Annotated in this window: 13 protein-coding genes and 1 tRNA gene; 5 read left to right on the forward strand and 9 right to left on the reverse strand. The window is 60.1% G+C overall.

Translation table 11 applies throughout. The features are described 5' to 3' along the window. A partial coding sequence (locus C5L12_RS28470; RefSeq protein WP_205839367.1) for a hypothetical protein occupies positions 1 to 884 on the forward strand: 884 nt, incomplete at its 5' end. Between the two features lie 40 nt (positions 885 to 924). Here the strand turns inward: C5L12_RS28470 and C5L12_RS20745 are convergent. After that, positions 925 to 2,130, reverse strand: a complete 1,206-nt coding sequence (locus C5L12_RS20745; protein WP_245422986.1) for a DUF3644 domain-containing protein — start codon at positions 2,128 to 2,130, stop codon at positions 925 to 927. A gap of 188 nt (positions 2,131 to 2,318) precedes the next feature. Here C5L12_RS20745 and C5L12_RS20750 point away from each other — a divergent pair, with 188 nt between their 5' ends. Next, positions 2,319 to 3,014 (forward strand): metallophosphoesterase family protein, encoded by a 696-nt coding sequence (locus tag C5L12_RS20750; protein WP_065276697.1) that lies wholly within the window; start codon positions 2,319 to 2,321, stop codon positions 3,012 to 3,014. Between the two features lie 242 nt (positions 3,015 to 3,256). Here C5L12_RS20750 and C5L12_RS20755 read toward each other — a convergent pair. The 4 genes from C5L12_RS20755 to xylF all read right to left on the reverse strand — a co-directional run bounded on the left by C5L12_RS20755 (position 3,257) and on the right by xylF (position 6,879). After that, positions 3,257 to 3,333 (reverse strand) — tRNA-Arg (locus C5L12_RS20755). 196 nt (positions 3,334 to 3,529) lie between these two features. Continuing rightward, a complete protein-coding gene (locus C5L12_RS20760; RefSeq protein WP_105373969.1) occupies positions 3,530 to 4,315 on the reverse strand; it encodes an ATP-binding cassette domain-containing protein in 786 nt (261 codons plus the stop codon). 15 nt (positions 4,316 to 4,330) lie between these two features. Further along, positions 4,331 to 5,644, reverse strand: coding sequence for a sugar ABC transporter permease (locus tag C5L12_RS20765; RefSeq protein WP_425350816.1), 1,314 nt, complete (start codon positions 5,642 to 5,644; stop codon positions 4,331 to 4,333). Between the two features lie 194 nt (positions 5,645 to 5,838). After that, on the reverse strand, positions 5,839 to 6,879 hold the full coding sequence (gene xylF, locus C5L12_RS20770) for a D-xylose ABC transporter substrate-binding protein (RefSeq protein ID WP_105373971.1): 1,041 nt from the start codon (positions 6,877 to 6,879) through the stop codon (positions 5,839 to 5,841). 199 nt (positions 6,880 to 7,078) lie between these two features. Between xylF and C5L12_RS20775 the strand changes: the two genes are divergently transcribed. Then, on the forward strand, positions 7,079 to 8,311 hold the full coding sequence (locus C5L12_RS20775; RefSeq protein ID WP_105373972.1) for an ROK family transcriptional regulator: 1,233 nt from the start codon (positions 7,079 to 7,081) through the stop codon (positions 8,309 to 8,311). A 3-nt stretch (positions 8,312 to 8,314) separates the two neighbouring features. Then, positions 8,315 to 8,527 carry a hypothetical protein gene (locus tag C5L12_RS20780; protein WP_105373973.1) on the forward strand — a complete coding sequence of 71 codons (213 nt, stop codon included), beginning with the start codon at positions 8,315 to 8,317 and terminating at the stop codon, positions 8,525 to 8,527. A 45-nt stretch (positions 8,528 to 8,572) separates the two neighbouring features. Here the strand turns inward: C5L12_RS20780 and C5L12_RS20785 are convergent, their stop codons facing one another. The 4 genes from C5L12_RS20785 to C5L12_RS20800 all read right to left on the reverse strand — a co-directional run bounded on the left by C5L12_RS20785 (position 8,573) and on the right by C5L12_RS20800 (position 12,359). After that, on the reverse strand, positions 8,573 to 9,046 hold the full coding sequence (locus C5L12_RS20785) for a hypothetical protein (RefSeq protein WP_105373974.1): 474 nt from the start codon (positions 9,044 to 9,046) through the stop codon (positions 8,573 to 8,575). A gap of 77 nt (positions 9,047 to 9,123) precedes the next feature. Continuing rightward, a complete protein-coding gene (locus C5L12_RS20790) occupies positions 9,124 to 9,972 on the reverse strand; it encodes a transglutaminase family protein (protein ID WP_105373975.1) in 849 nt (282 codons plus the stop codon). A gap of 26 nt (positions 9,973 to 9,998) precedes the next feature. Continuing rightward, the gene (locus C5L12_RS20795; protein ID WP_105373976.1) at positions 9,999 to 10,940 is read right to left on the reverse strand and encodes an alpha-E domain-containing protein; all 942 of its coding nucleotides are present in this window, start codon (positions 10,938 to 10,940) and stop codon (positions 9,999 to 10,001) included. 9 nt (positions 10,941 to 10,949) lie between these two features. Beyond that, positions 10,950 to 12,359: a circularly permuted type 2 ATP-grasp protein gene (locus C5L12_RS20800; RefSeq protein ID WP_105373977.1), complete on the reverse strand. Its 1,410-nt coding sequence runs from the start codon at positions 12,357 to 12,359 to the stop codon at positions 10,950 to 10,952. A 334-nt stretch (positions 12,360 to 12,693) separates the two neighbouring features. On the opposite strand from C5L12_RS20800, the gene C5L12_RS20805 reads away from it, so the two are divergent. Continuing rightward, positions 12,694 to 13,566, forward strand: a complete 873-nt coding sequence (locus C5L12_RS20805; protein ID WP_105373978.1) for a DMT family transporter — start codon at positions 12,694 to 12,696, stop codon at positions 13,564 to 13,566. Positions 13,567 to 13,612 lie beyond the last annotated feature (46 nt).

A 13,612-nucleotide genomic window follows, 5' to 3' on the forward strand; every position in this document is an offset into this window, starting at 1 on the left:
GCTCACCCGAGACCCGCTGTCTCCTCCCAAAATCTCCATCCGTCCAACTGTCCTTATGCATGGGAATAAGGACAGGGTCTGAACTGTTTTACTCAATATTCACAGGCGGTCTCGCTCGGACGGATACCCTAAAAGAGCTGAAAGCTCATCCTGAAAATTTTTACATCATTCACTACTCCTGCCAGAGCCTATATGACGACAACGAGGCACTCTCCCCTCGGATAACTTCGATTGCGATTGCTCATTTCAGTACAGAGCAGACCGTAAGCTTCTCAACACATTCGGTTGCGGAGGAGTTGCACATCAACCGCGAGGCAGTGCGCGACCAATTCGACAAAGTCGAGCGCGAGCTTCTGCGAGGCTTTTATGCGTTCGTTAGAGATCGCAGAGATAAATTTTGGGTCCATTGGAACATGCGAAATCTAACGTACGGTTTCGAGCACCTCGAACACCGTTATCGGGTGCTGGGTGGACGAGACGCGCCTGTTATACCCGTGGAGCGTCGACTTAATCTCAACGACCTTCTCGCAGACAGGTACGGGGGCGACTACGCTAAACACCCGAAACTCCGATCCTTAATGGAAATGAACGGTGGAATTCATAGACACGTTCTGAGCGGGGAAGAAGAGGTAAGTGCCTTCCAGAACAATGAGTTCATCCGAATGCATAATTCGACGCTCAGCAAGGTCGGGTTCTTACACTCTGTAATGCGCAAGATGATAAACGGTACACTGCATACTGCCTCGCGAGGCTACGGTGTAGCCTTGGACAGGTTATTCGAAAGCAGGTGGGCCAAGGCTGTGGGACTTTTGGCAACAGTATTAGGCTTTGGGACGGGTGCTTGGCAGACATATCTGTGGCTAGTAGAGATGGCCAGCAGCTAAAAATGCGGAATTGTCCTCATTGCATTGTGCTGCCGTAAGTTCAATCGGCTACATCTTGGTAATCTGATGCGTGCTCTTGGCAATGGGCGCGAACACGCTGGAGCCAATTCTCGTACCAGACCCACATCCCTTTGTATTCGCCGTCACGCCCGAAGTTACTAGCGGGATTTTTCGCATCCAGGGCCTGCCACAAAGCCGTGTGACTTCCCTGTTTGAACTTCGGATACCCTTCCGCCTGCATGATTTCGATGATCTGCTTGCCGAGATACCGTTTTTTCTCGACCTCCTTGAGCAGCACCCGGTTTATCTCAGCAGCTTCTTCAGACCCTGGCTTGACGAACTCAACCGCCAGGTCGGCGGCGGACTTTCTGTTGGCAAGCTTCGGTACGAAAACTACACGGTATGCGAAATCCGGGTCGGTCAGCTGTTCGTCTGAAAGGCCTTTATGAAACTCTTCCATCAGCGTCTCGATGTGGGCCGGAAGGGAACTAGCCTTCTTCAGGATCGAGCGCTGGTCAGAACTGAACGTGACGAATTGCAGGGCAATGGGAAGGCGACGTTCTAGACCGTACTGGCCACCGAACAGCTTTTTGATCGCTTCATTGAAGTTGATGCAGCAGGCCTGCATCTTCGCACTGACCGCGTCGTCGATCCGGCTGGTCATACGATGCTCAATCTCGTGCCGGATGAGTATCAGGAATTCCAGGTTTCTCAGGGCACCGGCTGGAATTGGGCATTTCGCATGCTTGAGGCACATGCCTAGTTCCCAATAGCAGTCCTCTCCTGACGCCGTTTTTTTGACAGTGCCGTCAGGATTCCTATAGCGGTAGTCGATGCCTTCACGTCGATAGAAGGCATGCATCAGGTACGTCCAGGCGATGACGCTGGTGACGATGAACAGTTCCGCTCGAAAGGTAAGCCCTGCGCCATTGAAGGTGTGAACGGCTGCGATCATTGCCTCACGAGCCTTGATCAGCAGCTCGTCACCGCGCACGCTCAAACCAGACGCCGGATCAATGTCTGGCCAGGTGGCGAGAAAATCGCTCAAGTCGTCGTCGGTCGCGGGCTTAACAGACTTATGCTTGGCTTCCGTCCTGATCTCCGAAATGACACGATGGTTCACCGACCGTGTCGGCCGCGTAAAGTACGCAAGGATTTCTTGATCGCTATATCCGCCCCTAGCCAGCATCGCCTTCACCAAGGCGATTTCCCATCTCTCAAGCGGCAGTCGCAGTTTCTTCGGCAAATTGGTCCCCCTGATGAGTACCAAGATACGACTAGAAACGACATCGAGTCGCAACTTTTAATTTAGCTATTGGATACATTGGCGATAAAAAAAGAGGGAGATCGACGGGGAGACATTGACCGCTTATCGCTCGGTAATCTGCCAGGGTTTAGGGTGCGTCAGGGCGCATTTGATAGCGGGACATCGTGTTGAAACTTAATCGAACTGACAGCGTCGCCTTCTTTGGCGACCCGCATGGCAACTTCCGTCCTGTGCGCGAATTGATACGGAAGGTTCACCCGGCCTACTCAATTTTCCTTGGTGACTTCGACCTTGACCGGCCCCTAGATATTGAACTGGCGGACCTGACGTTGGTCGGTTCGAGCATCTTTTTCATCCATGGTAATCACGACGCCGACCGGGAAAGTTGGCACGACTTCGTTTTTGAATCCGGTCTCTCGAACAGCAACCTTGCCGGTCGTGTCGTTGAACTGGACGGCGTTCGGGTTGCGGGCTTGGGCGGTGTATTTCACGCCGACGTCTGGCATCCTCAGAACGCTGGCGGCATCCCCAAGTTCAATACACGTAGCGAGTATGTCAGCGCCCATTCAAGATCGACGTGGCGTGATGGGCTGCCCCTGCGTCATCGGTCGACGATATTCCCTGAGGACTTCAACGCCCTGGCCGCGCTCGAAGCAGACTTACTGATCACGCATGAATCGCCATCATCCCATCGCTACGGGCATTCCGAAATCGACGACCTTGCGGAGGTGTTGGGCGTAAAGACCATCGTACATGGTCACCTTCATCAGGACTATCGCGCTACGCTTCCCAACGGCATCAAAGTGATTGGTTTGCCGAAAGCTGGCGTTCTCGTCACTTCATTCTCGGAGCTGATTGAATAGGCCTTCCGGCCGCCTCGCGTTCGCAATTCGATCACGGCCCAAATCAGACCCTCCGCCGCAGGTTGATATCGCCCAGCCGATCAGTCGGCGAAGAATCCCCTATGTCCATGGTCCAGAAACATGAATTTAGAAGTGGGCCAAAACTATCGGATCGGATCGCCCACAGCAGCCGTCATAGCGACGAACCAAGGGAGCGCAATCAGCAGCGCAGACCCCGAGCGGGTGTAACCGCTTGAAAATATTGGCGCACCCGACAGGATTCGAACCTGTGACCTTTGGAATCGGAATCCAACACTCTATCCAGCTGAGCTACGGGTGCTAACCGTGAGGCGATGACTCGCCCTGTCCGATGGCAGGTTCTTAACCCAGGATCTTCGCCGCATCAATCGCCAATTTCAACGGATGTCGATTTCGGCGGAATAGGCGGAACCGGAGGAGAGTTTCCGGTTCCGCCTTGCCGCGCCTCTCCACGGCGGCGGACCGGGAAAGGCGGGCAGGCAATGGATTGACGCAAATCACGCCACTTTCATGGCGCCGGGGCCGGGGGTCGCGCCGGGCGGCACCTTGCCGAGGATGATCATGCCGAGCACTTCGTCCTTGGTGACGTCTTCGGTGCGCGCGTGGCCCACCACCTTGCCGTTTTTCATCACAAAGACCCGGTCGGCCAGATCGAAGACATCGTGGATGTCGTGGCTGATCAGGAAGATGCCGATCCCCTCGCGCTTGAGCTGCTTGATGAGATCGCCGACCTGCGCCGTCTCTTGCGGTCCGAGCGCTGCGGTCGGCTCGTCCATGATCAGGATGCGGGCGTCGAAGAGGATGGCCCGGGCGATCGCCACCGATTGCCGCTGACCGCCGGAAAGCGCCTTCACCGGCTCCTTGAAGCGCTTGAAATTGGGGTTCAGGCGGCCCATCACCTCACGGGTGTTGGCTTCCATCGCCACATCGTCGAGCGTCCCCCACTTGGTCTGAAGTTCGCGGCCGAGATAGAGGTTGGCGGCGGCATCGACATTGTCGGCCACGGCGAGCGTCTGGTAGATCGTTTCGATGCCGAACTTCTTGGCATCGCGGGGGTTGCGGATATCGGCCTGCTCTCCGTTGATCAGGATGTCGCCGGCATCGCGCTTGTAGGCGCCCGACAGGATCTTGATCAGCGTCGACTTGCCGGCGCCGTTGTGGCCGAGCAAAGCCACGACCTCGCCGGGAAACAGGTCGACCGAGGCGTTCTCGACAGCGTGGATCCCGCCGAAGGAGATGGAAATGTTCTTCATTTCCACGAGCGGAGTGTGTTGGTCCGTCACGATGAAAACTCCTATTTACTTGGCTCTGGCGCGATAGACGGTGTCGAGCCATACGGCGACGACGAGCACCATGCCCACGACGATGCGCTGGAAGGGCGTGTCGATGCCGAGCAGCACCATGCCGGACTGAAGGGACTGCATGACGAGCGCCCCCAGCATTGCGCCGGCGATCGATCCCATGCCGCCGGCAAGCGACGTGCCGCCGATGACCGCCGCGGCGATGGTATAAAGCTCGTCGAGTTCACCCTGCGCATTGGTCGCAGCGTTGAGGCGGGCGGTTGAGATCGCCGCGGCGATGGCGCAGAGCACGCCCATCAGCGCGAAGATCTTGACCGTCACCCAGCGCGTCTTGATGCCGGCGAGTTCTGCCGCTTCAGGATTGCCGCCGATCGCAAAGACATAACGGCCGAAGCGGAGCCTGGTGGCGATGAAGGTCATGACGATACCGACGGCGATCGCCATCAGAACCGGCACCGCAATGCCTTGCGAAATGAACAGTCCGCCTTCCGGCCAGGCAATGTTGTTTGCTTCGGCGTAGCGGCGGGCGATATTGATCGGCCAGTAATAGTTATTGGCGATATAGACCGCTCCGAGCACGATGGCGCAGCCGAGCGCGACCAGCACGTATTCGGCCCATACCGGCCGGCGGGGGAAGTGGAAGCGCTTGCGCTGATGCCTTGCATTGATGATCGCCGCGACGATCGCAAGACAGGCCAGCAAGCCGACGACCCAGCTCCAGGTGGCGCCGATAGACCCTTCCGTGCCACCACCCATCAGGCGGAAATTTGCATCCATCGGGGCAACTGTCTGGCCGCTCGTGACGAACCAGGTGGCACCGCGCCAGACAAGCAGACCGCCGAGCGTGACGATGAAGGAGGGGACGTTGAGGAAGGCGATGATGGCGCCGTGCAGCGTGCCGATCAGGCCGCCGATCAGCAGTCCGGCGCAGAGCGTGATCAGCCAGATGGCGGGATGATTGAATCCCAGCATTTCCGGCAGCAGCCGGGCCTGAAGCACGCCCATGATCATGCCGGTGAAGCCGAGGATGGAACCGACCGAAAGGTCGATATTGCGGGTCACGATGACCAGCACCATGCCCGTTGCCATGACGGCGACGGAGGCGGTCTGTACCGAGAGGTTCCAGAGGTTTCGCGGCGTCAGGAAGAGGCCGCCCGTCAATATGTGGAAACCGACCCAGATGATCAGCAGCGCGCCGATCATGCCGAGCATGCGGGTGTCGATCTCGGTTGCGCGGAAGAAGCGCGACAGCAGGTTGCCCTCCGCCTGACCCGTCCCCCCCGATGTCGTCGATTTCGTTGTGGTTTGCATTGTATCGGCCATCTTTCGCCGTTCCCCACCTTTTTGAAGGCATTGCAGCCGGAAATCACCGGCCGGTCAGCACCTCTCAATGGCGCTTTGCCGCTTCTCGCTTGTTCACGCGGCCGCGCATCTTACGCCGAAAGCCGACGCCGCGGCAGAAACGCTGCGGCGTCGGCATGTTTATCGGCTGGATATGGCCATTCTTACTTGCAGGCTGCGACCGCGCCAGCCTTGACGCCCTGGCAGGCTTCAGCCTTGCTGATCCAGCCGGCCTTGATGACCACGTCGAGGTTGTCCTTGGTGATCGGCAGGGGCTTCAGGAAGACCGACTGCATCTTCTGCTTCTTCGGCCCGCCGTCGAAGGTCTGGACGTTCGGGATCTCGGTCATCTTCTTGCCGGAAGCGAGTGCGAGGGCGATTTCAGCAGCGGTCTTGCCGAGTTCGCGGCTGTCTTTCCAGACGGAAACCGTCTGGGTGCCAAGGGCAACGCGGTTGAGCGCGGCCTTGTCGGCATCCTGGCCGGAGACCGGTACCGAGCCTGCCAGGCCCTGCGCGTCGAGTGCCGCAATCGCGCCGCCGGCAGTGCCGTCGTTCGATGCGACGACCGCGTCGACCTTGTTGTTGTTCTTGGTCAGGAACTGCTCCATGTTCTTCTGGGCATTCTCGGGCTTCCAGCCGTCCGTATAGGCTTCGCCGACATTCTTGATCTTGCCGGCGTCGACCGCTGCCTTCAGCACTTCCATCTGGCCGGCGAACAGGAAGTCCGCGTTCGGGTCGGAAGACGAGCCCTTGATGAAGACATAGTTGCCTTCCGGCTTCACCTTGAAGACGCCCTGCGCCTGCATGCGGCCGACTTCCTTGTTGTCGAAGGTGATGTAGAAGGCTTCAGGGTTTTCGATCAGGCGGTCGTAGCCGACAACCGGAATGCCTTCGGCCGTTGCCTTTTCGATCGCGGGCGCAATGGCGTCGCTGTCCTGGGCGAGCACGATCAGCGCGTTGGCGCCCTGCGAAATCAGTGATTCGACGTCGGTCAGCTGCTTGGCGGCGGAAGACTGGGCGTCAGCGGAAATGTACTTTGCACCGGCAGCTTCGAGCGCCTTCTTGATCGCGGCTTCGTCCGTCTTCCAGCGTTCTTCCTGGAAGTTCGACCAGGATACACCGACGACGAGGTCGGCTGCCATGGCGGCGGTTTGCATGGAAACGAGGATGGCCGCGCCGGCCATCAGCTTTACAAAAGATCTCATAATGTCCTCCCGAGTGACGGCGGATGGGCCAAAAGCCTCCGTGCTCTCCCCCCGCCAGATTACCTGTCGGGCAAAGCCTCCGAGCTTTTTTCTCGACAGTCGAGAAATTAGATGTCAGAGATTCAAATGGCTGTCAATCGGCACTTGTGGAGGACAGGGCGCTGCCGTATCGACAGAGGCGAGGAGAACCCCGGAAGGCATGCTGGCGAAATCGAGTACCGAACTGGTCCGGCAGCAGAACAGCGCACTCGTGCTGTCTGCATTGCGTCGCCATGGCCGTCTCGCCCACACCGAGATTTCCGAGGCGACGCGCCTTGCTTCGGCCACCATATCCGCCATCACGGCCGAGCTGGAGCGTGCAGGCGTCATCGAAAAGATCGAGCAGCAGGCGGCGACGGGCCGGGGGCGGCCGCGCGTGCTCTTCAGCCAGCGGCGCAATTGCGGCTACCTGATCATCGTCATTATTTCATCGGATTCCATTCAGTATTCCCTGGTGGATTATGCCGGCACGCTCCTCGACCGGTTTGCCGAGCCGCGTGGGGAGGGCGGTACTGCGGCCTTCATCGATTCCATTTCGGCAGCGCTGGCACGAGCGCTCGCCCGCTCGCGCATCGGTCCGAACGAGGTCCTGCTGGTCTCGGTCAGCAGCAAGGGCCTGGCGCATGCGTCGGAACCTGTCCTTGTCTGGTCGCCGGTCTTCGGCGCCCAGCCGGTGGATTTCACCGCGGTATTAAAGGGCGAGTGGCACGCGAAAGTCATCCTCAACAACGAGACCCTGCTCGTTGCCGGCGCGCTTCTGGAACGCGAGGAAAAAAAGGAGCGTGAAGGCGAACCGGTTCTTGCGGCGCTTTCGCTCGGCCACAGCATCGGCCTGGGGATCGGACGCCGCGGCACGGCGGCAGGGCCGGACATATCGGCTCCAAATTTCGGGCATATGCTGCATATCCCCAACGGAGCCCTCTGTCGCTGCGGAGCCCGTGGCTGCATCGAGGCCTATGCGGGCTTTTATGCCATCCTGCGCACCGCGTTCGAAGTGCCGATCGATACCATTCCGGCCAAGTTCGTGCCGCTTGCCGAGATCGACAAGATCGCCGCGCAGGCCCGGCAGGGCAATCGCAGGGCGCAGCTCGCCTTCCGGCAGGCCGGCGTTGCGCTCGGAAACGGGCTTTCGCGCCTGCTCAGCCTGCATGGCCATATGCCGGTCTACATCACCGGGCCGGGAACGCGGCATCAGGATCTTCTGCAGGCAGGCATCGAAGAGGGGCTTTCCGAAGCGCAGGTGGTGCGGCTCGGGGGCATGCCGGCCCTGACGGTGGCGCCGGACGAGCCGTCGCTTGTCTTCGAAGGCCATCTCAATCTTGCTTTTTCGATCGTGGACCAGGATATCATTCTCTCAAGGCCGCATCCCCCTGTTCGCGCGGCAGGAGAATAAGACATGATCGATCCGAACCATCCGTTCTACGCACCGCTCTGGCGGCGGCTTCTGATTGTCGCCGTCTGCTTCGTCTGGGCGGGGTTCGAGCTTTATACCGGTGAGCCGTTCTGGGGGATCATTGTCGGCGCGGTGGGCGCCTATGCGACCTACAAGCTGTTTGTGGAAAAGCGCAGCATACCGGCAGAAAAGCCTTCGGAGGAGCCGAGGGACTGACTTTGCCTATCCGCCGTCCCTCAAGGCCAGGTCGCCTGACGCAAGCTATCGCCAGGAAAGCCCCTTGATTGCCGTGTCGATCAGCAGGTTAGCCGTCTTCATGCGGATATCGGCATTGTCGCGAAATTCCGGCGCGATCCCATCGGGGTGGTTGGCCTTGGCGAACCGCCGCCGCTTTTCGGCAAGCGTCGCCTCCGTATCGGTGGCGGAAATTGCGAGTTCCTCTGCAATCTCTTCCTGTGTCAGGCGAAGCAGGTGAGGGGGGATCTGTGGTGCCGGCGAGCCTTCCGGCTCGAGCTCATGTAAGGCGGGCTCGATATCCGCCAGTTCAGGCAGGAATGCGAAATAGGCTTCCGTCCCGGTCGCGGCGTCGGTTGGGCCGTTGTCTGTCGGAACGACGAAACCGAGGCCGAGCCCCCTAATGCGGAAACCGGCATCCGTCTCTTCGGCGTCGTCCTCACCGCGTTCGTCCCTCAGCCGCGTCAGCACCGACTGAAAGACGGATTGCCCAAACAGCATGCCTCACCTCGTTTTTCGGAGCAGGAGCAGAGCATGCGGAGGTGGCGCCGGGCTTGCGGCGTGTTGAGAATGATCTCCTATCCCTGCGTCTGGCTCTGACTTTGACCGTTCTGGCTCTGGCTTTGCGTCTGGCTCGGCGCGACCGTCAGGGAAACCTTGAGGTTTTCGCCGGCAAGGCCGAGGCGCATGCCGGACACCGGCGCGCAGTCGCGGTAGCAGAGCCCGGAGGCGATCCGCACATAACGGTCGTCCGGGCAGATATTGTTCGCGGCGTCAAACCCGACCCAGCCGAGGCCGGGCAGGTGCACTTCGGCCCAAGCATGGGTTGCCACCTGTTCGGTAGTGCCTTCCATCAGCAGATAACCGGAAACGTAGCGGGCCGGGATATCGAGGAGCCGGGCCGCGGAGACGAAGATATGCGCGTGGTCCTGGCAGACGCCGGTCTTCGCCTCCAGGGCCTCTTCCGCGGTGGTCTCGGTGTCGGTCGTTCCCGGCGTATAGGCGACCGTTCCGTGGATCGTCTCCATCAGCGCGTGCATCCTGGCAAGCTCGCTGTCGCCCGTCAGGCTTTTGGCGAGGCCCTTGATCAGCTTGCCCGCCTTGGTGCGCGGCGTCTCGCGCAGGAAAAGCCAGAGCGGACAAAAGCCCTGATGCGGTCCGAAGACGCCGGCTTTGTCGCTGGTCTCGACCTCTCCGGATGCGCTGATGCGGATCGTGTGTTCCGTGCCTTCGGCCGATACAAGCTCGACCCGGTTGCCGTACTGGTCGGCGTAGCCGGCCTCGACCTTGGCGCCGTCGACGGTGATTGCCCAGTTGATGACTTTCTGGGTCGGTCCGTCGACCGGCGTCAACCGCAGCCGCTGCAGCGAGTAGGGCACCGGCTGGTCGTAGAGATATTCGGTCGTGTGGGAGATCTTCAGCCGCATGTGCGGTAAATCCTGTGCCTGTGGGCCTAGTGGTAGAAGCGGTAGCCTTCGGAAATCTCGGCACTCAACTGATTGTTGCGGCTGACGAAGTCTTCCAGAAATTCATGCAGGCCCTGATCCATGATGTCGGTGATCGAGCCGCGCTTCAGCGTCGAACGGATCGCGTCGGCCGTCTCATGGGCCTTCAGCCGCTCGCCGTAGTCTTCGGCGATATAACCGAGATTGCTGACGATCTTCTCGTAGCAATAGGCAAGCGAGCGGGGCATCTGGACCTTGAGGATCAGGAAGTCTGCGATATTCGCCGACTGGTATTCGCCGTCGTAGACCCAGCCATAGGAGCGGTGGGCGGAGACCGAACGCAGGATCGATTCCCATTGGAAATTGTCGAGCGCCGAGCCCACGTGGCTGACGGCCGGCAACAGCACGTAATATTTCACGTCGAGGATGCGGCTGGTATTATCCGCTCTCTCGATGAAGGTGCCGATGCGGGAGAAGTTGTAGAGGTCGTTTCGCAGCATCGAGCCATGGAAGGCGCCGCGGATGAGCCCGCAGCGGTGCTTGATCCCGTCGATCAGTTCCGGCAAGTCGGCCTGTTTCGGCTTGCGGGCAAGCCGTGCCTTCAGGTCGATCCACGCCTCGTTGGTGGCTTCCCAGGTCTCCCGCGTCAGAGCCGTCCGCACCATGCGGGCATTGTTGCGCCCCCAGTCGATGCAGGACATGACGCTCGACGGGTTGGACTGGTCGCGCAGCAGATAGTCGATGGCATCGGCGGCGGTCAGTTGCGGGTGCACTTCCGAATAGGCTTCGCGGACGCCGGCGCTCTGCAGCACCCCGTCCCAGTCCTCGTCGCTCGAACCGGCGCGGGTCAGCGAGACGCGCAGGCCGGCATCGACCAGGCGGGCGATATTTTCGGCCCTCTCGATGTAGCGAAACATCCAGTAGAGGCCGTTTGCAGTTCTTCCAAGCATTCTACCGCCTCAATCTTCCAGAACCCAGGTGTCCTTGGTGCCGCCGCCCTGGCTGGAATTGACAACCAGGGATCCTTGTTTCAGCGCCACGCGGGTCAGTCCGCCCGGAATGATCTTCACCTTGTCGGAAACCAGCACGTAGGGGCGCAGGTCGACATGCCGGGGGGCGATGCCCTTGTTGACGAAGATCGGCACGGTGGACAGCGCCAGCGTCGGCTGGGCGATGTAATTGTTCGGCTTGGCGGCGAGTTTCTCGGCGAAGTCGGTGCGCTCCTTCTTGGTGGCCGTCGGGCCCACCAGCATGCCGTAGCCGCCGGAGCCGTGCACCTCCTTGATCACCAGTTCGTCGATATGTTCCAGCACGTATTTCAGGCTGTCGGGCTCGGAACAGCGCCAGGTGGGCACGTTTTCCAGAAGCGCCTTGCGGCCGGTGTAGAATTCGACGATCTCCGGCATGTAGGAGTAGATCGCCTTGTCGTCGGAAATGCCGGTGCCCGGCGCATTGGCGATGGTGATGTTGCCGGCGCGGTAGACGTCCATGATGCCGGGAATGCCGAGCGCGGAATCAGGCCGGAAGGTGAGGGGATCGAGAAAGTCGTCGTCGACGCGGCGGTAGAGCACGTCGATCGCCTCGTAGCCCCTCGTCGTGCGCATCTTGACACGCCCGTCGATGACGCGCAGATCGCCGCCTTCGACGAGTTCGACGCCCATCTGGTCGGCCAGGAACGAGTGTTCGTAATAGGCGGAATTGAAGATGCCCGGCGTCAGCACTGCGACGCGCGGTTTGCCCTTGCAGCCGGCCGGCGCCAGCGAGGCGAGCGACTGGCGCAGGAGCCTCGGATAGTCCTCGACCCGCTGCACCTTGTTCAGCGCAAACAGCTCCGGGAACATCTGCATCATGGTTTCCCGGTTTTCCAGCATGTAGCTGACGCCGGACGGCGTGCGGGCATTATCCTCCAGCACGTAGAACTGGTCCTCGCCGGTACGCACGATATCGGTGCCGACGATATGGGTATAGACGCCGCCGGGCGGCTTGAAACCGATCATCTCCGGCAGGAAGGCGACGTTCTTCTCGATCAGTTCGCGGGGAATGCGGCCCGCCTTGATGATTTCCTGCTTGTGGTAGATGTCGTCGAGGAAGGCGTTGAGCGCCAGAACCCGCTGCTCGATGCCTTGCGCCAGCTTGCGCCATTCACGGGCGGAAATGATGCGGGGGATGATATCGAAGGGGATGAGCTTTTCGGAACTGTCGGCGTGTCCGTAGACCGCGAAGGTGATGCCGGTTTTCCTGAAGATGTCTTCCGCGTCCTGGGTCTTGCGGATCAGATGGGCGGCATCCTGACTGGTATACCATTCGTGATAGGTCTTGTAGGGCGGGCGCGGAAGATTTTCCGCAGTCAACATTTCATCAAATGCCAAAGGCGCGTTCCCCTTTTTTCAGCCATTTGAATACAACGCAGATCGCAATGCAAGAACCATGCACAATTGCCCGCGAAGATTCCGGCGCGTTGAAAATCATGGGATTCGGCGCGCCGCCACATCCATAGATGTGCCGATTCTCTGGGCGGGCAAGCTCCCGCCTTCGGCCTGGCGGTTGTGCTGCTGCCTGCAAAAACGCCAGATGCCCAAGCGCTGTTCAGGCCTTTGAAGCTTTGTTCAATGAAGTGATCAGTTTTTCTGCTTTGACCATCGACGCAGCCCCGCATAGACAGGCGCCACCTGCCTTTTGTGACAATCAGCCGGAAAATCCCTCATGCTTGATCGCCTGGCTCCGGCCCTTTTCGTTCTCCTGTGGTCCACGGGCTGGATCGTCGCGAAATATGCGGTGGTGCACGCCGATCCCCTGACTTTTCTCGTCGTGCGCCACTCGCTTGCCGCGATAGCCTTCTTCGCCGTCTGTATGGTCGTGGGGGCGAAATGGCCGCGAACGAAAAGCCAATTCGGCTACGCGATCATCTCCGGCATCTTCCTGCACGGCCTCTATCTGTCAGGCGTCTGGTATGCGATCGGGCAGGGCGTGCCTGCGGGCTTGTCCGGCATCATTGCCGGTCTGCAGCCACTGCTGACTGCGCTCGCCGCCCCCTTCTTCATCAGCGAGCGGCTGCGGCCGATGCAGAAGCTCGGGCTGGTGCTCGGCTTTGCCGGCATCCTGATCGCGATTTCACCGCAGCTCCTCGACGTGTTCGATCGAGGTCTTGCGGGGCTTGCCTTTCCGGTGCTGATCAATCTCGTCGCGATGACCTCGGTGACCTACGGGACGCTCTACCAGAAACGGCACCTGCAGGAGGGTGATCTTTTCTCGATCGCCACGCTGCAATTCGTCGGCGCGCTGATCGTGACGGTGCCGCTCGCGCTTCTCCTGGAGAACCTGCGTTTCGATTGGACGCACGAGGCGATGTTCGCCATGGCATGGTCCGTCTTCGGCATTTCGATGGGCGCGGTCGGCCTGCTGCTCTATCTCATCCGCCGCGGCCAGGTGTCTCGCGCGGCCTCGCTGATCTACCTCATGCCGCCGGTCGTGGCGATCGAGGCCGCGATCCTTTTCGGCGAGCCGCTGACACTGCCGATGATCGTCGGAACGGTGATCGTAGTGCTGGGCGTCTACCTGGTGAACCGGCGGGCCTGAGGGGCTTTCTTTTCGGGTCAAGATACGGGTGTCGGCGGGAGCCGGG

It is taken from the genome of Neorhizobium huautlense (assembly GCF_002968575.1).
GTDB lineage: Bacteria > Pseudomonadota > Alphaproteobacteria > Rhizobiales > Rhizobiaceae > Neorhizobium > Neorhizobium huautlense.